The sequence below is a fragment of the Candidatus Symbiopectobacterium sp. NZEC127 genome (assembly GCF_025962675.1).
Lineage (GTDB): Bacteria > Pseudomonadota > Gammaproteobacteria > Enterobacterales > Enterobacteriaceae > Symbiopectobacterium.
The window spans coordinates 121,300-146,368 of the sequence record NZ_JAGFPG010000005.1; the positions used below are offsets into that span (position 1 = coordinate 121,300).

The 25,069-nt window shown below is 55.0% G+C and carries 19 protein-coding genes; 10 read left to right on the forward strand and 9 right to left on the reverse strand.

The window, feature by feature from the left end:
• Positions 1-9: 9 nt before the first annotated feature.
• The 6 genes from J5069_RS18130 to bcsE all read right to left on the reverse strand — a co-directional run bounded on the left by J5069_RS18130 (position 10) and on the right by bcsE (position 7,924).
• Positions 10-1,500, reverse strand: a complete 1,491-nt coding sequence (locus J5069_RS18130; protein WP_264645183.1) for a M16 family metallopeptidase — start codon at positions 1,498-1,500, stop codon at positions 10-12.
• Between the two features lie 409 nt (positions 1,501-1,909).
• Entirely contained in the window at positions 1,910-3,199 is a 1,290-nt protein-coding gene (locus J5069_RS18135; protein ID WP_264645184.1) for a dicarboxylate/amino acid:cation symporter, read from the reverse strand.
• Between the two features lie 349 nt (positions 3,200-3,548).
• On the reverse strand, positions 3,549-4,277 hold the full coding sequence (locus tag J5069_RS18140) for a hypothetical protein (RefSeq protein WP_264645185.1): 729 nt from the start codon (positions 4,275-4,277) through the stop codon (positions 3,549-3,551).
• 236 nt (positions 4,278-4,513) lie between these two features.
• On the reverse strand, positions 4,514-6,151 hold the full coding sequence (gene bcsG / locus J5069_RS18145; protein WP_369076106.1) for a cellulose biosynthesis protein BcsG: 1,638 nt from the start codon (positions 6,149-6,151) through the stop codon (positions 4,514-4,516).
• 19 nt (positions 6,152-6,170) lie between these two features.
• Positions 6,171-6,359 (reverse strand): cellulose biosynthesis protein BcsF, encoded by a 189-nt coding sequence (bcsF, locus tag J5069_RS18150; protein WP_264645187.1) that lies wholly within the window; start codon positions 6,357-6,359, stop codon positions 6,171-6,173.
• Complete coding sequence (gene bcsE / locus J5069_RS18155) at positions 6,356-7,924, reverse strand: cellulose biosynthesis protein BcsE (protein ID WP_264645188.1); 1,569 nt, start codon at positions 7,922-7,924, stop codon at positions 6,356-6,358. The genes bcsF and bcsE overlap by 4 nt, the downstream gene beginning before the upstream one ends.
• A 364-nt stretch (positions 7,925-8,288) precedes the next feature.
• Here bcsE and bcsR point away from each other — a divergent pair, with 364 nt between their 5' ends.
• From bcsR to ahpF, 9 genes are all read left to right on the forward strand, one after another.
• Positions 8,289-8,504, forward strand: a complete 216-nt coding sequence (bcsR, locus tag J5069_RS18160; RefSeq protein WP_264645189.1) for a cellulose biosynthesis protein BcsR — start codon at positions 8,289-8,291, stop codon at positions 8,502-8,504.
• A gap of 5 nt (positions 8,505-8,509) precedes the next feature.
• Positions 8,510-9,250: a cellulose biosynthesis protein BcsQ gene (bcsQ, locus tag J5069_RS18165; RefSeq protein ID WP_264645190.1), complete on the forward strand. Its 741-nt coding sequence runs from the start codon at positions 8,510-8,512 to the stop codon at positions 9,248-9,250.
• The gene (gene bcsA, locus J5069_RS18170) at positions 9,247-11,841 is read left to right on the forward strand and encodes a UDP-forming cellulose synthase catalytic subunit (RefSeq protein ID WP_264645191.1); all 2,595 of its coding nucleotides are present in this window, start codon (positions 9,247-9,249) and stop codon (positions 11,839-11,841) included. The genes bcsQ and bcsA overlap by 4 nt, the downstream gene beginning before the upstream one ends.
• Before the next feature lie 54 nt (positions 11,842-11,895).
• Positions 11,896-14,148 carry a cellulose biosynthesis cyclic di-GMP-binding regulatory protein BcsB gene (gene bcsB, locus J5069_RS18175; protein ID WP_264645313.1) on the forward strand — a complete coding sequence of 751 codons (2,253 nt, stop codon included), beginning with the start codon at positions 11,896-11,898 and terminating at the stop codon, positions 14,146-14,148.
• 3 nt (positions 14,149-14,151) lie between these two features.
• Positions 14,152-15,279 carry a cellulose synthase complex periplasmic endoglucanase BcsZ gene (gene bcsZ / locus J5069_RS18180; RefSeq protein ID WP_264645192.1) on the forward strand — a complete coding sequence of 376 codons (1,128 nt, stop codon included), beginning with the start codon at positions 14,152-14,154 and terminating at the stop codon, positions 15,277-15,279.
• Positions 15,261-18,746, forward strand: a complete 3,486-nt coding sequence (bcsC, locus tag J5069_RS18185) for a cellulose synthase complex outer membrane protein BcsC (RefSeq protein WP_264645193.1) — start codon at positions 15,261-15,263, stop codon at positions 18,744-18,746. Before bcsZ ends, bcsC begins: the two co-directional genes overlap by 19 nt.
• Positions 18,747-18,939: 193 nt before the next feature.
• Complete coding sequence (locus J5069_RS18190; protein WP_264645194.1) at positions 18,940-19,353, forward strand: HEAT repeat domain-containing protein; 414 nt, start codon at positions 18,940-18,942, stop codon at positions 19,351-19,353.
• 94 nt (positions 19,354-19,447) lie between these two features.
• On the forward strand, positions 19,448-20,011 hold the full coding sequence (gene ahpC, locus J5069_RS18195; RefSeq protein ID WP_264645195.1) for an alkyl hydroperoxide reductase subunit C: 564 nt from the start codon (positions 19,448-19,450) through the stop codon (positions 20,009-20,011).
• Positions 20,012-20,216: 205 nt separating this feature from the next.
• Complete coding sequence (gene ahpF, locus J5069_RS18200) at positions 20,217-21,776, forward strand: alkyl hydroperoxide reductase subunit F (protein WP_264645196.1); 1,560 nt, start codon at positions 20,217-20,219, stop codon at positions 21,774-21,776.
• A gap of 388 nt (positions 21,777-22,164) precedes the next feature.
• On the opposite strand, the gene J5069_RS18205 is transcribed toward ahpF, so the two are convergent.
• The 3 genes from J5069_RS18205 to J5069_RS18215 all read right to left on the reverse strand — a co-directional run bounded on the left by J5069_RS18205 (position 22,165) and on the right by J5069_RS18215 (position 24,263).
• Entirely contained in the window at positions 22,165-22,848 is a 684-nt protein-coding gene (locus tag J5069_RS18205; RefSeq protein ID WP_264645197.1) for a PAS domain-containing protein, read from the reverse strand.
• Positions 22,849-23,443: 595 nt separating this feature from the next.
• Positions 23,444-23,680, reverse strand: a complete 237-nt coding sequence (locus J5069_RS18210; RefSeq protein WP_264645198.1) for a hypothetical protein — start codon at positions 23,678-23,680, stop codon at positions 23,444-23,446.
• 181 nt (positions 23,681-23,861) lie between these two features.
• Positions 23,862-24,263, reverse strand: a complete 402-nt coding sequence (locus J5069_RS18215) for a hypothetical protein (protein WP_264645199.1) — start codon at positions 24,261-24,263, stop codon at positions 23,862-23,864.
• 217 nt (positions 24,264-24,480) lie between these two features.
• Here J5069_RS18215 and J5069_RS18220 point away from each other — a divergent pair, with 217 nt between their 5' ends.
• A complete protein-coding gene (locus J5069_RS18220; protein ID WP_264645314.1) occupies positions 24,481-25,041 on the forward strand; it encodes a nucleotidyltransferase family protein in 561 nt (186 codons plus the stop codon).
• Positions 25,042-25,069: the final 28 nt, after the last annotated feature.

Below are 25,069 nucleotides of genomic sequence, written 5' to 3' on the forward strand. Positions count from 1 at the left end.
CAGAGCACATTACTGTGCCGGCTTTGTCTGCGTTGCATCCTCCGACGGCGCGGCTGAGGCTGCCTCCACCGCGACCGGCGGCGTCATGATTTTGCTGTACGCCTCATACAATGCCTTGGTGTTCACTTCCGCTTCACCCTTTTGCTGTTTAAGCATCAGCGTAGTGTCCTGAGAAAGCTGCTGATGCAGTTCCTGATTCAGCAAAGGTAGCGTCAATTCAGAGAGATAAGCCTGGCGCAGCTTCTGATACTGTTCCGGTGCAATATCCACCACGCCGTTGCGCTGTGAGCGCAAGCGCTGCTGCATCAACACATCGGTGCTGGTACGCGCATAGGTTGCAAACAGTTTGCTGAGCTCGTCACTCTTGCGCGCGATCAGCGCATCAAACGCTTGCTGCGTAAGCCCCTTGTCACGCAAGGTCACCAGCTCTTTCGCCAGGAAGGTCAACGCGGCCTCGGCGTTCTCGCTGTTGGGGCTGTCCAGATGGATGCCACACTGCGCACGGGTGTAGTACACATCGCAATTAACGCGCACGCTGGTTTCTTTAAGCCCGCTCTTTTCCAATGCCTGCTGCACATGCCAGAACAGCGCTTCGCGCGCCAAATCACTGTGCCAATAGCGGATGAGCGCCTGCGATTCGCGGATGGGATGCCACGGCATATCCCACACCAGCGAGAGCGTATCGCGCTTCGCTTTATCGAGCATAAAACCAATCGGTTCCGCAGGCAGCGGTGAGAGCGTCGGCATTGGGGCCGGTGCGGCGCGTTTCCCTTCCAGCGAGACAAAGGCTTTACTGATAAGCTCGTTGATCTGACGGCTTTCTACATGCCCCACCACGTACAGCGTCATCGCATCCGGGGTATACCAGGCTTTGTAAAACTGCGACATCATTTCAGCCGTTGGGCGTGCTTTGACGTTCTGTGCCGGATCGTGCGCCAGCAGAGACGATCCTTTCAAGCGATAACGCCAGGTAGGATCCTGCGGATCGGCGGGAACACTCACCACCTGATCGGCGATGCGTAACGCGTTAGCGATACTGCCGTCATCAATCTTGATGCCCCCTGCCGTTTCTGCCAGCCAATTCAACGCATCTTTGAGCAATTCAGGCCGATTATTGGGCAAGCTGAGATTGTAGGAGGTGTAATCATAAGAGACAAACACGGGCGGCAGCGGCTTCGCGCCGTTAGCCTCCGGTATCAGCAATGAAGGAAGCTGTGCGACAGGTAAGTTATCGCCCGGCGTCAGTGCCAAACGAGAAATAAGGTGCGCAAAGCCCGACTGCTGAGCGCTCTCAGCCAGCGAACCGGCGTTAACCACTAAACGTAATTCAATCCGATCCCCGGGACGCTGCGGCGTGGTCAGTAACTGCCACGTAAAACCATTATCCAGCTTTCCCTGCTGCCAGGCAGGATCGGGTTGTAGTGTTTCAGCTTGCACGCTGCCACCAGCCAACGCCAGCAACACTCCACCAACTAAGAACCCTGTTTTGGTGCCCTGCATGTGAACCCCTACTTAACTGACTATCCAACACAGTAAAAGATGATTGTTACAATAAGGCCTGTGCACTCTCTCACCGCCCAATACGCATACCCCTATCAGGATGTGCCAGCGGAAATATTACGGGGAAATCAGAGCGATCAGTTTACCCTTACGTTAGACCGCACACTTTTGCCTATGTCACTCAATACGATGAAATAATTTTGGAAATAGAGACGAAATGATGACCAATAAGCGGTTTTTGATCGTTATGCCCCCGATACAGACCGTGCACAACGCGATTGCCTGGCCGCAACCTTATGAAAAATTCCCCGTGATGGCAAGCCGCAATCACGGGGAATGATGAGAAGCGTGAACGGGGATACCCCGTTATCACTGCGCCAACGGGGCGTTGGCGCAGGGTAAAACAGATTTATGACAGTACGGTCGGTACAGACGTATCGTCTTTTTTATGCCCGGAGAGTTCTCTTTCCAGCTGCTTTTCATCCAGCTCACCCACCCACTTGGCAACCACGATAGTCGCTACGCCGTTACCGACCAGGTTGGTCAAGGCACGCGCTTCTGACATAAAGCGGTCAATGCCCAGAATCAGCGCCAGACCGGCCAGCGGCAGATGCCCAACGGCAGAGATGGTCGCTGCCAGCACGATAAACCCGCTGCCCGTAACGCCTGCGGCACCTTTCGAGGAGAGCAGCAGCACCACCAGCAACGTAATCTGATGCCAGATATCCATATGACTGTTGGTGGCCTGAGCAATAAACACCGCCGCCATGGTCAGGTAGATAGAGGTGCCATCCAGATTGAAGGAGTAACCGGTAGGAATCACCAGGCCCACCACCGATTTTTTACAACCGACTTTTTCCATCTTGTTCAGCATGCGCGGCAGCACCGATTCTGACGAGGAGGTCCCCAACACAATCAGCAGCTCTTCGCGGATATAGCGGATAAATTTGAAAATGCTGAATCCGGTAGCGCGGGCGATGCTGCCCAACACCAGGAAAACAAACAGCAGGCATGTGATATAGAAGCAGATGATCAACTGGCCCAGTTGCACCAGCGAACCGACACCGTATTTACCAATGGTGAACGCCATCGCGCCGAAGGCGCCGATCGGTGCCAGACGCATGATCATATTGATCACGCCGAAAATGGTGTGTGAGAAGCTGTCAATCACGTTGAAAATGACACGCCCTTTTTCACCCAGACGGTGCAATGCGAAACCAAACATCACCGCAAACAGCAACACCTGCAAAATGTTACCACTGGCGAACGCACCCACCACGCTCGCGGGAATCACATCCATCAGGAACGCCACCACGCCCTGCTGCTGCGCCTGCTGGGTGTAGACCGCTACCGCAGAGGCATCCAGTGTGGACGCATCGACGTTCATGCCCGCACCCGGCTGCATGATATTCACCACCAGCAGGCCGATAATCAGTGCCACGGTGCTGACAACTTCAAAGTAGAGCAGAGCGACAGCGCCGGTACGGCCCACCGATTTCATGCTTTCCATACCGGCAATACCGGTCACCACGGTACAGAAGATGACGGGGGCAATCACCATCTTGATCAGTTTAACAAATCCATCGCCCAGCGGTTTCATTTGCGCACCCAATTCCGGGTAGAAATGACCTAGTAGTATCCCTATCGTTATCGCTGTAAGGACTTGAAAATAAAGACTTTTAAAAATCGACGCTTTCATATACTTATCCTATGGTAGGGAAACACATAGGGTCGCAAACGACGCCTCTGTGACTGCGGCGAAAAGTAACATTGCGGTAACAGAGTGGAAATGTTTTATAACTTTAGTTTGTGAACGTCAGGTTAAAAATAAGAGCTGAATCACATCAGCGAGAATGCAAAAAACAAACATACAAGTAATTTTCTTGCAACATATAACGATAACAAAACCAGTCCATTTGATGTTAAAAATAGAAAAACCAATAAAATACAATTGAAATAATAAAATACCTTTATTTTGTAAGGGTAATTTCTAGTGTTATCAGACGGTAACGGGAATGGGCGATATTGTTTCAGCAGTTTATGGCGGACTAGGTCACATCCTTGTCGTTGGGCTGCGCGGCTTTATCCGTTATCTGCTGCGCTAAACGCTGCTGATTGAGGTTATAGCTGCGCACCAGTGCGCCCAGCTCATCATCGTGATGATGCTTTAGTGGCGTCAGGCGATGTTGCAACAGCTGTTCCGTCGGCACTTCCTGCAACTCGGTAATCACCGCCCGCAGCGGGTGAATCATCAAACGGTTGATGCACCAGGTCACCGCGACAGAGAGGATCAACGCCAGCAAGAAGTAAGTCGCCAACAGCATGGAAAAGGTGCTGACGATAAACTGAAACATACGGTGGGAATCCGCTTGCAGCACCAGCGTCGCCAGCGGCGCCGATGTCGGTGCCTGCGGTAGCGCATAAAGCGGCACCGCGATACGAATGGGTAATTTGAATACGCGCGCAAGCCACGCAGGCACCGGGCGTTCGCTCGGGAAGCGTGCGTGCAACGTTTGCAGGTAGCCGGGCAACATCACGTCGGCGCGGCTCAGAAATGCCACGGGCAGCAGGTTATCGAGGATCGCTTCAACGCGAAGCACATCACCGCGCAGCACCGCCTCCGCCAACGGTTCACGCACGGAAAAAGCGATGCTCTCCAGTTGCCTGGCATAATCTTCACGCCGCTGCTGCACGAAGTGAAAAAGTTGTATCACAATAAACAGACTGAGCGTCACCACCGCCACGGCGGAAACTGCCGTCATCTGTTTGATTGTCAAAGAGCGTCTCAGCCGCAAACCTGTTCTCCGTCGATGGCGCTTGTTCAGTTGTGTTGCACGGTTCACCGGGCACGATCGCGCTAGTATAGGCCAGCTTAAGCGCGTCTCAATGCCCTTTTATGAACCCAATGGGATTTCATCTTAATCCGAACTGTGTCGCACCAGCGTCGAGGAGGGGAAGCGCGCAAGAAGAGTGGAAGGCAGACCCACTGTGGGTCTGCCTGATTGACCTGATGTTACTGCGGATAAGGCACCCAATCGCCGCCGTTGAGACGGATATAGACCTTGTCCTGATAGGGCATCACAATGGCATTTTCATTTTCAGAAATGGCCTCGGTTTGTGGAAGCTCCTGCGTCAATGCCGCCCAGTCGATGGTCGGTGCCACAAAGTTTTTACCGTCCACCAGACGAGACACCAGCGTTGAGATCGCCAGGTAACTACTGGGCGTTTTGATCTCAATGGGTGCGCCCTGATGCGGAGCAGCAGCGCCAAACAGTTTCATGCCAACCGGAATATGGGTAATGCTGGGGCTTGGGATATCACGCAATCCGGACATCTGCATCTTATCCCCTTCCAGTGCGGCACCGTGCTCCGGCACCACCACCACCAGCACCTTGCGCCCCGATTTTTCCAGCACGTCGAAAAACGCATTCAACTGATCGAACAACGTCTTGGCGCGCGGCGCAAAATCCGCCGAGGTGTTAGTGCCCACCAGACGGTTGCCATCATGCAAGGGGATCACGTTGAAGAAGGTGGCACTGCGCGCTGCGCCTTGCTGAGTGGTGCCCGAGAGCCAGCGGTTGAGCAGTTCCAGATCGTTATAAATCGGTTCGCCGTCGAACGAGGTGATCTGATGGCTAATACCTTGTTGCGATAACAGTTGCGACTGCATGTCGCCCTCTTCCCGCACCTCTTTAAGGTAGTTGCCGAACACGCCGGAGTGATCCAGCATCAGCTGTGATTTAAAGCCGAGGTTAGCCAGATTATCAAACAGGTAGCACTCGCGGTTGGCCGGTTGATACAGCCCCTGATGCGACGTTTGCCCACAACTGGCACGCAGCAGACGAATTGATGCCGGGCCGCTATAAGCGGTTGCTGAGTTGAACTGGGAGAACATCACATCAAAACGTTGCCACAGCGGGTGGGTATCGAGATGGATGGCTTGCAAATCCGACCAGGAGAGCGAACAGATATTGATAATCAGCACGTCAAAGGGCTGTGCATCCGCAGGCAGTGCAGCCGGAAACGCGCTGACGCGCGATTTTTCCCGCGTATAGAACTGGTTGATGTAGGCCGTCAGGTTCTCATTGGTAGGCGGCAAGGTCGCCGCCGCCGGTGCATTCCCCGCGCTGGGGGACGCAGAGGTTCCGGAAGCCACCGAGGATGATGGCAGCAGTGCAATCGCGGGCCCACCCAGCGTTAGAATATTCAGCCAGGCTACCGCCGCAACGGTGAACACCGTAATGCGGATCCACTGCGACAGAAAAAGGTACGCCACCAGCAGCACAAAACCCGCCCCAACCATCTGCCAGTTAATAAAGCGGCTCACCAGCTCAAGTAGATAGGCAGCGCTAAAGCCCGCAACCTGACTGCCCTGACTGAGAATGCTGTTGACCCCTGGCAGCCAGGTATCGTGGTAAAACAGGGCAATCCCAAGAGGGATGGCAATAATATTGCGCGCCCGGTGCAACCCCTCAGCACGTAATGGAAACAGCAGAAACGCCAGAAATACCAGGTTTAAAAACGGGTGAAAATTCAGGTAACCAAACCACAGCAGGGCGAATTTCAACAGAAAGTAGAAATTCCACCCACCCAGTCCGCGCCAATAGCGCCAGAGCTGTTGTTTCGGCGACACATGTTGTTTCGGCGACATCGTGTTTTTTGCATCCATGTTATTTATCCGCCTGTGACTCAGCGTCGTCACGCATCCACACCCCGTCAGATTTCAGGTAGCGTGGGCGTAACAGCCGGTTTTTCCAGTACTGATAACGCGGTGAAAGGTAACGCTGCACCAGATAGCCCAGTGGGAAAAAAACCAGCGCACTCAATGCAATAATCTGGAGGATATCGCTGAGCATCATGGTGTTTTTCCCTCCGAAGATGCCTCAAACAGCGCCAACCCGATGGGCTCGCGACGAATCGGCACTGACGCCGGGCGCTCCTCACGCGGCAGCACCACGGACTGCACGGTGCTGGAGATCACGCTCTCTTCACGGGTTTGCGACAAGGATTTTACTTCGATAAGCATCTGCACATCCTGCGACCACACCAGCCGATTGCTGAAAATCTCGTTGACCGGCAGGCGAAAAATGGATTTCAGCGCCGTCTCCAGTTCATTGGGACGACAGGTCGAGAGGTAAATAAACAGACGTTGCTGTGCCACCGTCACCACATCGCCAAAACGGCGCAGTTGGCACAGCGGCAGCGCCTGTTCTGCGGTTAATCCCGGCACCGGGCGCAGCGCCACCAGAATGCCCTTTCCCCCTTCCGGCATCAGGGAGTGTTCGATCAACATGCGCACGGCGTTGCTGAACGCCACCTGTGGCAGGTAGCCCTTGAATTGCAAAGGCCGCATCGTGGTCAGTAACGTCTCGACATCGGCAGGCACGTGACGTCCAAAGCGTTGCCCCTGTACGCTCTCCAACCGCGCCAGAAAGCGGGATAACGGTTCGGAATGAGCCACAACAATATTGGCACCGCAGGCGAGCAGCAGCCGTTCATCGCTGGATCGCAAGCAAGGCCGCATCTCGCGAATCATGATTTTCAAGGCGTTGCCACGCTGACGGCGCAAGCTGTGCACCCAACGCGCCAGCATGTCCACATCCTGCGTTTGTTGCAGCGAGAAAATCAGCGTCGCGGAGTGCGTGAGCTGGGCTTGCTGCGCCAGTTCGGCGTTACTGTCCAGCAGTTGCCAGTGGTCGGATAATGCAGGCGCGCCTTCCAGCACGCTGCGCTCCGCATAAAACAGGTTTTCATCGTTCAGGAGCGGCGTGATGGACGCAGGATCGTCGTCCTCATCGCGCAACAGTTGCCACCCCTGGGTTTGCGGCGTCATCAACACCGCCAGATTGGCGTTAATGCCACCACCTTCACTCCACCAGGCGATCAGATATTGGGCGCGATCCTGCTGCCATTGCAGGTGCGCCAGGCCATACAGGGTACGGTGCTGCGTGGTCAATATTCCGCGCAATCGCCCTACGCCGCTGCCGTGGGCCACCACCACCAATGCACACTGCCGCTGCGCCAACCAGGCCGCCGTATGGGTAATCCAACGCTGAAGCTGTTCGGTAGAAAAATCCTTCCACTGCGTCGCGGGCAGCAGCAAAACAAACAGGCGCTGACGCGGCGCGGTGGCTCGGGTGACGTCATTGGTCAAGGCCATCAATGCCGCTTTGCTCTCCGCCAAACGGTAGCGTGAGAACTGGGCCAGCGCAGTGGGTAATAATGGAGTAAAAGGAGCGTCATCTGCGGCGCCGCTGCGAATAAGGGTCACGCGCGCCTGTTCTGATTGCGCACCAATGCATTGCCGACAAAGTAATTCGGCATCCACAGATCTGTCACAATTAATCCAGTACAGTCCAGGAACCTGCATGGTGGTTAATTCATCCTGGAGTTCCCGAAGCCCTAATAAAAAGCGTGGCACCATGGGTGTTGTCTTTATCGTTAAAGAGATGGAATAACACGTTGCACGCAGGCCGAACCACGTAGAACAGCACTACGCACAGTCCCTTGTTGAACCGTTCTTTGCAAGTACCGAGTATAGTTACGCTATTCACAAATAACAAAAATTGCGCCGCCATAATAGGAAAACATTTTTTCACGATTACTCGCGAAATTTTTACCAATTCTGAAAAAGTGTTCTATTACTTAATAGGTAATATTTCGACTAATGACAAGGGTATAGCGCTGAGTTCTCACTCTGGAATACCAGAGACGAGAGGGCGCGGGAATGTATTTGTCAGCACGCTATTTATTATTCGAATAAGCATCCTTGAGAGGCATAGGGAACCGTGGAAAATAACGCTACTCACCAAAATGCTATTACTCTCGCCGACCATCATGACGATTTGAATGTGTTGCGCCGCGCTTTTTCCTTGCCACCCATTGCTTATATCGATATTTCGCATCAGGCGCGTCTGACACAGATGATGGCTCGTTGGCCATTGCTGGCTGAGTTGGCACATTTCCCCGCCACTGAATCACAGCACACTGAACCACAAGGATAACAGGCATGCCGGTGATTGCGATGCAGGGGATTCGTGGCGGCGTTGGGACAACGTCGCTGACGGCAGGTTTGGCCTGGGCACTTGAGCAACTTGGCGAGCCAGTGCTGGCTATTGATTTCTCGGCGGACAACCTGCTGCGCTTTCATTTCAATATGCCCGCGCACAATACGCGCGGCTGGGCGCGCGCCGAGCTGGACGGCGACGCCTGGCATCGCGGTGCCATGCAATATCTGCCCAAACTGGCGTTTATCCCTTTTGGCACTCTGGCGCCAGAAGAGCATGAAACGCTGGCCCTGCGCCTGCAACACGTGCCCTCTTTTTGGCGTGACAATCTGCGCCATCTCGCCGGGCTTGGCCGCTACCGTTGGGTTTTGCTCGATCTGCCCGCAGGGCCTGCCACACTGGCGGTTCAGCAAGCATTGGTGCAGGCAGACACCGTGTTTACCGTTATTGTGCCTGACGCCAATTGTCATATCCGTTTGCACCAGCAAACGCTGCCCGCCGACGGCCATTTTTTAGTGAACCAATTCGCCACCATCAGCACATTGCAGCAAGATCTGCATCACCTGTGGCTGCATACCTTGCCTAACCTGCTGCCGCTGGTCATCCACCGCGATGAAGCGGTCGCCGAATCCCTCGCCAGCAAACTGGCCACTGGGGAGCACAGCCCGCAAAGCCTCGCCGCAGAAGAGATGCTGACGTTAGCCAACTGGTGCCTGATCAATCTGACGACGGAGGCGCCATGAGCACGGTGCTCAATCTGCTGCTGGTGCCCCCGGCCTATTCGGCGGTACGCCAGCGCTACCGTGACTTTCTCAAACAGGGGGCCACCCTGTTCACGGCAGGCATGGGCACGCTGTTGTCGGTGTTGGCCTGGACGTTTTTGCGCCTTGAGTCGCCCAGTTGGCAGCGGATTCGTAACCAAAGTGCCTTCTGGTTTCCCCATATTTCCCCACATCGACCTCGCCCCGCCGATCCGTTGCGTTATCTGGCACAGGGGCTGTGGCTGCTGGTGGTACGTAACGGGCAGATCCCTGCCGCCCGGCGTAATCTGTTTTCGGCGCTGCCGCGCTGGCGTCAGCGCTATCTCAATATGATGCAGCAACTGCCGCAGCGCATGGGTCTCCAAGAGGCGTCCGCTGATACCCAGAAACCGCCGGTATCGGCGTTGGAAACGCTGCTGTTGATTCTTCTCGCCCTTGCCACCACCGCGCTGGCGATATTGTGTATCACCCAGCCGCTCGATCTGCTGGCGCAGTTTATGTTTATGCTGCTGCTGTGGGGCATTGCCATGTTGGTGCGTCGGGTGCCGGGACGGTTGCCGACGCTGATGATGATCGTGCTGTCGCTGACCGTTTCCAGCCGCTACCTGTGGTGGCGTTTTACGTCCACCCTTAACTGGGACGACCCGCTCAGTCTGATCTGTGGCTTGCTGTTACTGCTGGCAGAGACCTACGCCTGGATAGTACTGGTGCTCGGCTTCTTCCAAACCATTTGGCCGCTCAATCGCCAGCCAACGGCCCTGCCCGAAGACAGCCGCGAATGGCCCACCATCGACATCATGGTGCCGACCTACAATGAACCGCTGAGCGTGGTCAAACCCACGCTTTACGCGGCATTGGGCATCGACTGGCCGAAAGATAAAATCAATATCTACCTGCTCGACGATGGCAATCGCAAAGAATTTAAGGCGTTTGCCAACAGCGTCGGCATACACTACATCGCGCGCCCGACGCATGAACACGCCAAAGCGGGCAACATCAACCATGCGCTGAAACAGGCGCACGGCGAATTTGTCGCGATCTTTGACTGTGACCACGTGCCGACACGCTCATTCCTGCAACTGACCATGGGCTGGTTCCTTAGAGACCGCAAGCTGGGCATGCTGCAAACGCCGCACCATTTCTTCTCGCCGGACCCGTTTGAACGCAACCTGGGCCGCTTCCGCCGTACGCCGAATGAAGGGACATTGTTCTACGGGCTGGTGCAGGACGGCAACGACATGTGGGATGCCACCTTCTTCTGCGGCTCCTGCGCCATTCTGCGCCGCACCGCGCTGGATGAGGTGGGCGGCATTGCCGTGGAAACCGTGACTGAAGATGCGCACACCTCGCTGCGTTTACACCGACGCGGTTACACCTCCGCCTATATCCGTATCCCGCAGGCCGCCGGGCTTGCCACCGAAAGCCTGTCGGCGCACATCGGCCAGCGTATCCGCTGGGCGCGCGGCATGGTGCAGATCTTCCGGCTGGACAATCCGCTGTTCGGCAAAGGGCTGAAGCTTGGGCAACGTCTCTGCTACGCCAACGCCATGCTGCACTTCCTGTCCGGCATTCCGCGTTTGATTTTTCTGACGGCACCGCTGGCCTTTCTGCTGCTGCACGCTTACATCATCTATGCACCGGCACTCGCCATCGCGCTGTACGTGCTGCCGCACATGATCCACTCCAGCCTGACCAACTCACGCATTCAAGGCCGCTATCGCCACTCGTTCTGGAGTGAAGTGTATGAAACCGTGTTGGCGTGGTATATCGCGCGGCCTACCACCGTCGCGCTGTTCAACCCGCACAAAGGCAAGTTCAACGTTACCGCCAAAGGCGGGCTGGTCGAGGATGTGCACGTTGACTGGATCATCACCCGCCCTTACCTGTTTCTGGTGGTGCTCAATCTGTTCGGTCTGGCCTTCGGTGCCTGGCGCATGGTGTATGGTCCGCCGGAAGAAGTGATGACGGTGATCATCAGTCTGGTGTGGGTGGCCTATAACATGACGATACTCGGCGGTGCCGTCGCGGTTTCCGTGGAGGCTAAGCAGGTACGCCAATCGCATCGCGTTGAAATCGCTCTCCCGGCCGCCATCCTGCGCGCAGACGGATTCCATTACTCCTGTACGCTACGCGATTATTCCGACGGTGGCGTCGGCATCGAGATGCATGCCGACGGCCTGTTAAAAGAGGGCGATAAGGGGTCACTGCTGCTGAATCGCGGCCCGCAGGAATACGCATTCCCGTTCGAAGTCACCCGCGCTTTCGGCACCAAGATTGGGCTGAAGATGGTCAATCTCTCGATACAGCAGCATATCGATTTTATTCAGTGCACCTTCGCGCGCGCCGACACCTGGGCGCTGTGGCAGGACAGTTTTCCGGAAGACAAGCCGATGGAAAGCCTGGGGGACGTGTTGGCATTAGGGTTCAGGGGCTATTTGCGCATGGCGGATTATGCGCCGCCGATGATTCGCGGCGTGTTTGTCGCCTTCACCTCTGCCATCGCCTGGTGTGTCTCCTTTATCCCGCGCTATGTCGGGCCGCCCCCGGCATTTATGCCAACGGAACAGGCGTAACGCGATGCAGCTAAACACAACGGCCAGCACGGCCCTAACCGTGATGATGACATGATGACAAAAAAAATAACCTGGTTTACCGCTCTGGCTCTGGGCATGGTGCCGTTATCTCAGGCTGAAACCGCAGCCCCACCGCTCATGCAGGCCAACAGTGCTGCAGCCACCCCCGTTGCCAGTCAGCAGTTGGGGTTTAAGCAACTGGCACCTGCGCCGGGCAGTTTCGCGCTGAAGGGAACCTCCCCTGTCGGCTATATCCAGTTTGGCGTGCGTCATGATGAAGTGGTGACGCAAGCGTCGCTCCAGCTGGAATTTACCCCCTCACCGACATTGACGCCGGTCGAATCGCATCTCAAGGTCTATCTCAATGAGGTGTTGATGGGCGTGGTTACCATCACCAAAGAACAAGTGGGCCAGCCAACGCGGGCAACCCTGCCGTTGGATCCGCGTTATATCACCGACTTTAACCGCGTACGGCTGGAATTTGTAGGGCATTACAAGAGTTTATGCCAAGACCCATCCAGCAGTAGCCTGTGGCTGAATATCAGCCAGGCCAGCTCGCTCAACTTGCAGATGCAAAAGCTGCCGCTAAAAAACGATCTGGCGGCATTCCCCATTCCGTTCTTTGATGCCCGCGACAACCGGCCGCTTACGCTGCCCATGGTGTTTAATCAGCAGCCCGACCTGGGACAGCAGCAGGCTGCCGCGATCCTCGCCTCCTGGTTCGGTGCCCGCGCTCAGTGGCGTGGTCAATCCTTCCCGGCACTGTTCAATCAACTGCCCGACAGCCACGCGGTGGTGTTCGCCACCAATGCGCAGCGCCCGGATTTCCTGCGCGATTATCCGCCGGTCAATGGCCCGACGGTTGAAGTCATCAGTCATCCGCAGAACCCTTACGTTAAGCTGCTGCTGGTTCAGGGCCGCGATGACAATGACCTGATTACCGCCGTCAAAGGGATCGCACAGGGTAACATCTTGTTCCGAGGGCAGAATGTCAGCGTCGATCGCGTTGAGCAACTGGCACCGCGCCAACCCTACGATGCCCCGAACTGGATCCGTACCGATCGCCCGATGACGTTTGCCGAATTGCAGCAATATCCGGAGCAATTACAGAGCAGCGGCATCGATCCCGATCCTCTGATGATGACGCTGAATTTGCCGCCGGACCTGTTTCTGATCCGCAGCAAAGGTATCGATATGCACCTGAAATATCGCTATACCGCACCGCGCACGCTGGATGGATCGCGTCTGGCCGTCAACCTGAACAACCAGTTTGTTCAGGCCTTTAATCTGGTCCCCGAACGCGAGAAAAACGCCCTGCTGCTGCGCTTGCCGATTACCCAAGGGTTATTGGATTCGGATAAAAACCTGTCCATTCCGGCGTTAAAACTGGGCACCGTCAACGAGCTTCGCTTTGACTTCGATTACGCCACGGTCACCACCAGCAATATCTCGGCGGATCGCTGCGAAACTATCGCGCCTATCGAAAATCATGCGGTTATCGATGGCAACTCCACCATCAACTTCTCTGGCTATCGCCATTTTATGGCGATGCCAGATCTGCGCGCCTTCGCCAATGCCGGTTTCCCGTTCAGCCGGTTGGCCGACTTGTCGCAAACCGTGACGCTGATTGATAAAGCGCCCCCTGCGGAACAGGTCAGCGCGCTGCTAAATGCCATCGGTAATATCGGTGCGCAAACCGGCTATCCGGCGTTGGCGCTGCAACTGACCGACGACCCGGCGCAGCTCAGCCAGGTGGACAAAGATATTCTGTTGATCGGCTCACTGCCAGAATCGCTGCGCGACGAAGCCAAGGTCGGGTTGCTGACTGAAACCACCAAGAGTTGGGTCAAGATGCCGGTACGCCAAACCACGCTGCCGGATGAAGGCTCACCCAAAACCGACGGCAGACCGGACAGCAGAACCGACATTCGCGCCGAAACCGCCATGGCCACGATTATCGGCACGCAGTCCCCCTATTTTGCCCAGCGCAGCATCGTCGCGTTACTGGCAGACAGCCCGCAGGGCTACACGCTGCTCAACAATGCCCTGATCGACAGTACCAAACGCGCCACGGTTTTCGGCTCGGCGGCCGTCATCCGCGATTCGGGCGTCAGCAGCTTGCGCGTAGGGGATATGTACTACGTGGGCCACCTTCCGTGGTGGGAACGCGTCTGGCACGCACTGGCGCTGCATCCGCTCTGGCTGGCCGGCATGTCCACCCTGGTCACGATCATTTTCGCCTGGCTGCTGTGGCGTGGCCTGAAAGTGCTCAGTCGTCGTCGCCTCTCCGCTGACGAGAAGGATTAACCGATGGGTATCCTGTGGCGCGCGCTGTTGTTGACGCTGCTGCTTAGCGGTCACGCTGTGGCTGCCACAGGCGTCTGCCACTGGCCCGCGTGGGAGCAGTACCAACGTGATTACATCAGTACGGAGGGGCGCGTTATCGACCCCTCCACGCCCAGCCAGATAACCACGTCCGAAGGGCAGAGCTACGGCCTGTTTTTCGCGCTGGTGGCCAATGACCGGGCGATGTTTGAAAAGCTGCTGCAATGGACCGAGGACAATCTGGCCTCCGGCGATCTCAGCGCTCACCTGCCCGCCTGGCAATGGGGCAAAAAGATACCGCAGGTCGATGATTCGCCGTGGGGCATCTTAGATCCCAATTCCGCCTCCGATGCCGATTTGTGGATTGCCTACAACCTGCTGGAAGCCGGGCGACTGTGGCAAAGCCGTCGCTTTCTGACGCTCGGCACGCTGCTGTTGCAGCGCATCGCCCATGAAGAAGTGGCCGATATTCCCGGTCTGGGCGTAATGCTGCTGCCGGGTAAAGTCGGGTTCGTGCACGGTGACCGTTGGCGGCTTAATCCCAGCTACCAGCCGCCGCAGTTGCTCGCGCGTTTCTCCACGCTAAACGGCCCGTGGAAAGCGATGCATGCGGTGAATCTCAGGCTGCTGAAAGAGAGTGCCCCCCACGGTTTCTCACCCGATTGGGTGGTTTGGAACAAGCAACAGGGTTGGCAAGCGGATGAAACCAAACCCAATATTGGCAGTTACGATGCGATTCGCGTCTATCTGTGGGCTGCCATGCTGCCAGAAGAAAGCCAAGAGCGTGCTGCGCTCGTCGCCCATTTCCAGCCGATGGCGGCCCTGACGGCACAGTCGGGCACGCCGCCCGAGCGGGTAGACACGGCGACAGGGAAAGCGCAAGGAACGGGCTCTGTCGGTTTCTCCGCCGCGCTGCTGCCGCTGCTGGCAACCAACCCGCCAGCGCGTGATATTCAGCGCCAGCGCTTGCGCGACGCACCGCCGGACAACAACGCCTATTTTTCTGCTTCTCTGACGCTGTTCGGTCAGGGATGGGATGAACAACGTTACCGATTCAATCAACAGGGTGAACTTTTACCTTCCTGGGATAAGCAATGCGCAACTTCACCATAATAAGCGCCGGGCTGTTTTCAATGAGCCTGACGATGATTTCGCTCACTGCCGGGGCCGATACCGTGACGCCCAGCGCCTTTCTTATGGAGCAGGTCAGGCTGGGTGAAGCAAGCAACCGCGACGATCTGGTACGACAAACCCTGGCACGTCTGACGTTGATTGATCCAGACAGTCCGGACGTGATCGCCGCACAGTTGCGGCTGGCGCTGCGTCAGGGCGATCAGGCGCAGGCACGCCAGCATCTGGAGAGGCTGCACAGCGTCGCGCCGAATTCCGAGCAGTACCGACAGTCAGCGATGATGCTGGCCCTCACACAACAGGACACGCGCCAGAAGCTGGAACAGGCGCGGCTGCAAGCCACCGCCGGGCGTTACGACGAGGCGAAGAAAGCCTACGACGAACTGTTCCACGGCGAACCGCCAACGCTCGATCTGGCCGTTGAATATTGGCGTCTGGTCGCGCGGTTGCCGGGGCAAGAGCCCACAGCCATTCAGCAACTGGAGGCATTGGATAAACGCTATCCCGGCAACGTCAATTTACGACTGACGCTGGCACGCCGCCTGTTCAGTCAGGATCGCGATGCCGAAGGCTATGCGCTGCTGGAAAAACTGGCGGATGACCCCATCGGACGCAGTCAGGCAGCAGGCATGTGGATGGAAATGGTCAAACGCATGACGGTCTCTGCGCAAAGCGTCGCGCAACTTGACCGTTTTCTCACCGTGTTTGTCGACGACCCCAGCGTTGCTGGCGCGCAGCAAGAGCGCGATCGGCAGCAAAAGATGCTGGCCGATCCTGCCTATCAAGCGCGGCTGCGCGGATTGGCAAGCGTCGAGCAAGGGGCCAGCGGCAGTGCGGCTATCACAGATTTGAATAAGGCGCTGACCGAAACCCCCGACGATCCCAACCTGATTGGTGCACTGGGCATGGCGTATATGCGCAGCGGCGATCGCCCCAAAGCCTTGGCACTGTTCCAGCAAGCGAAAACGGCCGACATCAATAATGAAAACAGCGACAAATGGGATGCGCTCATTAAAAGCACCCGCTACTGGCTGGAAATTGATGCTGGCGATCGCGCACTGAAAGCCAATAATCTGGCGCAGGCGCAACAGCACTATCAGCAGGCCCAACAGGTGGACAGCAATGATGCCTACGCCCTTGTCGGGCTCGGTGACGTAGCTGGCGCACGACAGGATGACGCCGCCGCCAAGCGTTTTTATCAGCAGGCATTACAGCGGGAACCCACTAACAGCGGTGCGATTCGCGGCATGGCCGCCCTCTATGGCCGCCAATCGCCACAGGCGGCGCTCGCTTATATCAACAATCTCCCTGCGGCCCAACGTCAACCGCTGCAAGAGACGTTGACCGCACTCAAGCGCGATATCACCACCCAGCAAGCCGATAGTCTGGCGGAACAAGGGAAATGGCGCGAGGCGGCAGAAACCTATCAACAGGTCTATCAGCCCAGTGCCGATGATATCTGGTTGCCCTATCATTACGCGCAGGTGCTGCGCCAGCTCAACCAAAACGCGCAGGCAGATGACATCATGCAGCGGATGGCTCATACGCCCCCCGCCAGCCCCGAGCGTGCTTATGCTTACGCACTCTATCTTTCAGCAACCGAACGTGAGGCACAGGCGCTGGCGCATTTGCACACGCTGCCCGAGGCGCAGTGGAGCGACAACATGCGAGAACTGGCGCAACGGCTCACCATGGAGCGCACGCTGGCGCATGCCCAGGCACTGTATGATGCAGGCAATGAGGCCGGTGCCGTCAGCTACCTGCAACAGCAGCCCGCCGATACCCGTATTTCGTTGATGTTGGCGGACTGGGCGCTGCAACGGGGCAATGCCGCCGATGCGTTGACGCGCTACCGTAAAGTGCTGGCACAGGACGCACAAAACGCAGATGCCCAGTTAGGGGAAGTGGAAGCGTTAATCGCCGCCGGACAGCGCGATGAGGCACGCCAGCGTTTGCACGCGCTAAACATTGCCGATGACAGTTCGCTCAATACCCAGCGTCGCGTCGCCAATGCCTGGTATGCCGTTGGTAACGTGCCGTTAGCCAATCAGACGCTGCAAGCAGCCAAAACCAGCGCGCAGAAAGCGCCCCCGAGCCAGATTAAAGCGTGGATCTACCGAGATGCGGCGCGTCTGGAAACACAGCAGGGCCAATCCGCCGAGGCGCAGGCCGATTACCGCCAGGCGATGGTTGCCAGCGGTATCAGCAGTGCGTCGCCACAGGATAACGACGGCTACACCCGTTTGACGCGCTCACAGCAGAATGACGACTGGCTGCAACGCAGCATTCGTGCCGATGCGGCCGAACAGTATCGGCAGCAGGACATCAACGTGACCCTCGGCCACGATTACTGGCGCTCCAGTGGCACTAACGGTATCTCCAATCTGAAAGCGCACAATACGATATTGAACGTCGATTTTCCGCTCTATCAGGGCCGTGGCTTCGTGCGCACCGATACCATCACGATGAATGCGGGACGCTTTAACACCAACAGCAACGGGGCATTCCGCGAGGTGTTTGGCACCTGCGCCACGCTGGATTGCTACAGCGGCAGAACGCAGAAAACCTCTGGCACCGGCGTCGCCGCAGGCTGGAAAAACGATCGCTGGACGGCGGATATTGGCACCACGCCCATCGGATTCGAGGTGGTAGACGTGGTCGGTGGCGTCAGCTACAGCGGTGACTGGCAACAGTTGGGCTGGACGGCTACGGCGTCGCGCCGCCCCATCTCCAGCTCACTGCTGGCCTTTGGCGGCGCTAACGATCCCATTACCGGCACCACCTGGGGCGGCGTGCGCGCCACCGGTGCCAGCCTGGGGCTCAGCTACGATCGCGGTGAAGCACACGGCGTATGGAGCGATTTAAGCTTCCACCAGATTACCGGGAAAAATCTGGCAGATAACCATCGCGCCCGCGCCATGGCCGGTTACTACTATAAGCTGATCAATGAAGATAATCGCCGCCTCACCGTCGGGGCGAGCACCATGTGGTGGAGCTACCAGAAAGATCTCAGCGGCTATTCCCTCGGGCAAGGGGGCTATTACAGCCCGCAGCAGTACGTCTCGTTTGGGCTACCCATCAATTACCGCCAGCGTACCGAAAACTGGTCGTGGGAATTGGGCGGCACCGTCTCCTGGTCTTATGCCAAGACCAAAAATCAGCGTCGTTATCCGTTAGGCAGTCTGGTCAGCAGCGCCGGATTAACCGCCGATGAACGGGATCGCATCGAAACCGGCAGCAGCAGTTCCGGCGTCGGCTACACGCTGCGCGCCTTGATCGAACGTCGCCTCACGTCACACTGGACGCTGGGCGCCGCCATCGATATTCAGGAAGCAAAAGATTACACGCCGAGCCACGGTATGCTCTATCTGCGTTACTCATTCGCGGGTTGGCAAGGGGATTTGGATAGCCCGCCGCAACCGCCAACACCGTATTCGGATTTCAAATAGCGCGCAACCTCCGCGCCGTGCCGTAAAAATCGCACGGGCGGAGGAAGGGCACGACACCTCTCTCGTAAAGTAAACAAGCCACAGTTTCCTTACCTCTTCGACGTAAAAACGGATAGGATGACGCGTTACGCAAACCACCCAGGGATGCGTGCGTCAAAACCAATAAGAAAAACCTATGGCAACGGGTGTAATAATGCGTAGAAGTGAAAAGATCATCAGTGACTACCTTGCCCTCTCCCCGAAAGAGCAGATCGCCTATCTGCGCAGTTTTAATCAGAATCTTGACGCAGAGCTATGCGATTTCTTTCTGTGCATCGCCCTCGACAAGGCACAAGAGACGCCGCTGCGCAAAGAAGCGATGAATGTCATCGGCCTGTTCAAAGGCCACGGCAACGACAACGCCATCAAAAAAGCGCTGTATCATCTGATACGCACGCCGAACACGGATATCCAGATTCACGCCATCGGCGCATTAGGGTTGATGCACATCGATGAGAACGATCTGCGCTATATCGCTCACCTTGCACAGCACAGTGAGGATGAACGGGTGCTGGCCGCAGCCAACGCATTTATCGCCCATCGACGCGATGTTGCCAGCGCGTTGTAAGGTATGACTTATTGATTCGATACAGACAACGCATTAGCGATAACGATCACACTTTTGTACCTTATGTCTCATACCAACACATGAGGATAACGTGATGTCTGTCATTAACACGCAAGTCAAACCTTTCAAAAACCAAGCATTCAAAGACGGAAAATTTGTCGAAGTCACCGAAAGGGACATCGAAGGCAAATGGAGCGTGTTCTTCTTCTATCCGGCTGACTTCACCTTCGTTTGCCCGACCGAACTGGGCGACGTGGCTGACCACTATGCAGAATTCAAGAAACTGGGCGTAGAAATCTACTCCGTGTCCACCGACACCCATTTCACGCACAAAGCCTGGCACAGCAGCTCTGATACCATCGCTAAAATCCAATACACCATGATCGGTGACCCGACAGGCCAACTGACGCGTAACTTTGAAAACATGCGTGAAGATCAAGGTCTGGCCGACCGCGGCACCTTTATCGTTGACCCGCAAGGCATCATCCAGGCCATAGAAATCACCGCCGAAGGCATTGGCCGTGACGCCTCTGACCTGCTGCGCAAAGTAAAAGCGGCACAGTACGTTGCTTCCCACCCCGGCGAAGTGTGCCCGGCCAAATGGCAGGAAGGCGAAGCCACGCTGGCACCGTCTCTGGATCTGGTTGGCAAGATCTGATTTTTGCCGCGCGTTATCGGGTGCCCCGCACCCGATTAAGACTGACGACTGGCCTTTTCGGTACATCCGAGTTTCCCGGCAAATCACGCCGTGGGGCACTCCGGCGGCTTACGCCGCTACGACCCCATCGCCGCACTTTGCCTAACAGCAGGCACTGACAGTCGTCTGATTCCCTCCGCTTTGTCGCACCACGTAAGGATGACCCATGCTCGACAACAATCTGAAAAACCAGTTAGCCGCCTATCTGGAAAAATTAACCAAACCTGTCGAGTTAATCGCCGCGCTGGACGACTCGGCTAAATCCGCTGAAATTCGCGCGTTACTGACGGATATCGCGAGCTTATCACCGCAGGTGACCTTCAAAGAAGATTACGCCAGCGCAGAGCGTAAGCCCTCATTTCAAATAACCAACCCCGGCTCGAACAGCGGTCCGCGTTTCGCCGGTTCACCGATGGGCCACGAATTTACTTCGCTGGTGCTGGCACTGCTGCAAACCGGCGGTCATCCGGCGAAAGAGACGCAGGAACTGCTGGAGCAGGTGCGTGACATCGACGGCAGCTATCATTTTGAAACCTTCTATTCGCTGTCATGCCACAACTGCCCGGACGTGGTTCAGGCACTGAACCTGATGGCGATCCTGAATCCCAACATTACCCACACCGCGATTGACGGCGGCGTCTTCCAACAGGAAGTGCAGGACCGCAACGTGATGGGGGTGCCCACCATTTTCCTGAACGGCGAACACTTCAGCCAGGGCCGCATGAGCCTGGGTGAAATCCTCGCAAAACTCGATACCGGTGCCAGTGACAAACAAGCGGCCAAGCTCAACGCGCGCGCCGCTTACGATGTGCTGATTATTGGCAGCGGCCCGGCAGGCGCAGCGGCAGCGGTGTATTCCGCACGTAAAGGCATCCGCACCGGCCTGATGGGCGAGCGTTTTGGCGGCCAGGTGCTGGATACCGTGGATATCGAAAACTACATCTCCGTACCAAAAACCGAAGGTGCCAAACTGGCTACCGCGCTGAAAAGCCACGTTGATGACTACGATGTGGATGTGATTGACCTGCAAACGGCCAGCAAGCTGATCCCGGCCAAAGCGCCCGGCGAACTGCACCAGATTGAAACCGCCTCCGGCGCAACGCTGAAAGCACGCAGCATCATCCTCGCCACGGGCGCACGCTGGCGCAACATGAACGTGCCTGGCGAAGATCAGTACCGTACGCGTGGGGTGACCTATTGCCCACACTGCGATGGCCCGCTGTTCAAAGGCAAGCATGTTGCCGTCATTGGCGGGGGCAACTCCGGCGTGGAAGCGGCTATCGATCTGGCGGGCGTGGTGAAGCACGTTACCCTGCTGGAATTTGCGCCCGAGCTGAAAGCGGACTCGGTGTTGCAGGCAAAAGTACGCAGCCTGCCGAACGTAGACATCATTCTTAACGCACAGACCACGGAAGTGAAAGGCGACGGACAGAAAGTGACTGGCCTGAGCTACCTTAATCGTGTCGACGATACGCAACATTCGTTGGTACTGGAAGGGATCTTCGTGCAGATCGGTTTGCTGCCGAATACCCAATGGCTGGAAGGCAGCGTGGAACGCAACCGCATGGGCGAAATCATCATCGATGCCAAATGCGAAACCACCGTTAAAGGCGTGTTTGCCGCCGGTGACTGCACCACCGTACCTTATAAACAAATCATCATCGCCACCGGTGAAGGAGCGAAAGCCTCGCTGAGTGCGTTTGATTATTTGATTCGGTCCGCGTAACACTGATAGGCGAGTACCGTGTAATGTGTCACGCGCGCTGACTCGCCGTTTCATTGCAATGCACCCGCTGGGGCATCCAATCCAGCCTCTGCGGTGCTATAACACTTGCACAAACTTGACATAGAAAAAAACCAGCCTGAAATCCTGGCTGGTTGTCCCTGATATTATCGGCTTTGAAAATAAGCATTATATTTTTATCGGTGTTTCCAAGAGAAATATAACGGAAGGAGGCTGATAAGCAGAGAGTAAGTATTACTTCATTGAGGGAGTAAAAATTACTTAATGTGAAGATAGCCGATGTCAATTTTTGGTTTGTCACTGACTACGGCTGTTCTGTACCTACCACGTTTCTAAATCTTGCTCATAATCTTTTTTGAAACTGATTTCCCTATAAAACTATGATCCGTTTCGGCACATAACGGTGCAAATTTATCTTTTCGCAGAAAAGTTTGAAATCATCCTGATGGCTAACACCTGCTTTAGCGTACATCGCTGCTAATCGATTCTCAACCGTTCGAACTGAAATGGAAAGCGCAGAGGCAGTATCTTTACAGCTCATCCCTTGCAGCCGGAAGAAAATGATTTCGCACTCTTTTTCGGTAAAAAAATCGTCTGGCTTATTAAGCAGTAATGAACCGGGAAGTTTACCCTTAACAAAATCGTTGGGTGTAAACACCTCTAAGTATTTCAAGGAATGGAATGCACCGATACACCGATTCTCTTCATCATAAAAGGGAACTTTACGGCAAATATAGGGCATATCAACAGCCTGAGGGTGCAACTCCAGCATGACCTGAGGCTTGCGGGTGGCAACCAGATTCCGGTCCTGCACGCGCCACTCTTCCAGGGTATCGCCGTTTTCAAACAGACAAGAAGGAATTTCATAATCATAGCGGTCTATAATTTCCCTTGTCGATCTCAACCCCGCTAATTTAGCAAACGCGAGGTTGGAATATAAAACCGGACCGTCTGGGGTACGAATACAATACGGATCGGGTAAGAGATCCAATGAACGTGTTAACATTTTAGGAATGATGATATCTTGACGTGTGTTTTTCTCAGAATCTGGCATGATTTTCTCTCCCTCGAAAATAAAAAAATCGTAACTATCACATCTGAAGCGCAAATTATATCAATAACAGATCCCCGTTTAATTACTGTTGTTGGATGGTATTTTTTGCCGTTCAATCCCATACGGTACCGATGATTTTTCTGTATTATTATCATAAGAGACGATATATATTCAGAATAATCCATTTTTTAACGCACAATTATAAACAATTAAAACAACTCGCTATAATGTGGGGAGGTATTCTCTCAACGTACTCCTTCATTTAAGTCGCTTACTCAGCGAGGGCAAACGCCAACATCATTCACCTTCGCTGGCTACCTTAAGTGCTGGTTTGTCTTTGGAACGTCAACAATCCCTTGCCTTAATCGCAGGTAGCTACAGACCAATTTTCTACGATCTCGGGGATGCTTCGCAATCACAGGTGAGGCGGGTACTCTGCTTCCTGATGGTTAATAAACTTTGGTGTTTGTTACGCTCACTTCTGGCATTTTGCGTGATTTCGACGTGGCGGGGTCGAGGTTGCCATGAGCGAAGCCCAGACATCCTGGCGATATCAGAACACCAGGTAATGTGTATCATGGATGCTGTGCATTTTCTATTCCCATCCTAATTCTTTATAGATCTTCCTATCCTGCTCAGGAAAATCTGTTTGATATTCTCCCCAATTACGAAATTCATAATATCGTGTCATTGCTTCAAAGTGAGAACCTGCATCACATGTACAAATTAATCGGTAGCCTGGCTCCAGAAGTTTGCGAGCAGAATCTCCCCACTGGCCTGCTAGGCAAAACATATCTAACTCATTTTCATTTGTCCAAAGCTCGTGCATCATAATTTTTCTCTCCAACAAGTCTATGTAACCTGCCCCATCAACTAGCACTTGTTACTTAGTAACAATACATTTCGACATTAGCTACCACACGAAGATTTTTCGGCAGTTTTGAGCAAAAAACTGACCTAACAATGCAATGGAGCCCCCAAAATGCATATCAGCCTATAAATGAGTGCTGCATTTAGCCAAAAACATGCATTGCTTCTAACTGCTCCGTTTTCATTTCATTGCAGGAAGATAAAAATTTATCTTTAAAATCTGATGGTGGGGATTTTAGTTGCTGCACTGCCTCTTTATTTACTTCCAACTCCCGTAATTGTGCAATTGTATTTTTGCGAAGCAAGGAGAAAAAATGTTCACCTACAATCTCTTTATTCTTCTCCAGATAATCAGCCAGTATTATAGACGATGTTTGAATGGCTTTTTCCTCAGAGAAACCCAAAGTAAAGCGAGAATTGATGACCTCGTATTGAAATAGGCATGCTGCCTCAGCCATTTGTTTCGCTTGTTCCCTTGGTGTTTGCTGACCTCCCCACGACTGAGTGGTGATGAGCAGTATAAGTATTAACAATCGTATTTTCATACGAAGAATCCAAGTCCATGGGTAATGTGGTATTTAAACCTATACAGATGGACTTTGGCAACGCCTGCTTCTGGCACCAAACGGACGGACAGCTAGGCGTCAGGTCTGGTAACGTTCGTTCATCTAACAATAAGGCACTGGCATCAAGAACGCTGGTACTCTTTCTCCCCTCAGGCCGATACAAACCGCTACGACCCTTTTCCTAAGAGAGAGAATGATGAACTATCAGGAGACATTGCAGCAGTTATTATTAAACGACCCGATAAGAATGAAGGTTCTGCGCGCTGCGCGGGCGTTAACACTGCGTGATGGCTGGATCGGCGCTGGGTTTGTGCGGGATGCCGTGTGGGATCACCGGCACGGGTATGGGCAAAGGCCGGTATCGGGTGATGTGGATGTTGTCTGGTTCGACGCAGAACGCGATGATCCGGCTTACGATCGCGACCTGGAAGAGAAACTGGGTCAACAAACGCCTGAGTTCAACTGGTCGGTGAAGAATCAAGCCAGAATGCATCAACGTAACGGTAATGCTCCTTATCGCTCAACAGAAAATGCGCTGCTGTATTGGCCTGAGACCGCAACGGCTGTCGCCGCCAGAGTGGGAGATAACAATATTATTGAGATTCTAGCGCCCTATGGGCTCGACGATCTGTTTGAACTGCGTCTACGACCGACACCGCCTTTTGAGCATGACAAGTTAGCTGTTTTCAGGCAACGCGTCGTTGCAAAACGGTGGATGGAGCGTTACCCCCTGTTGCAGCTTATCGCTCCCGCCTAATCACAACAGGTGAATGCGGAATTATCAT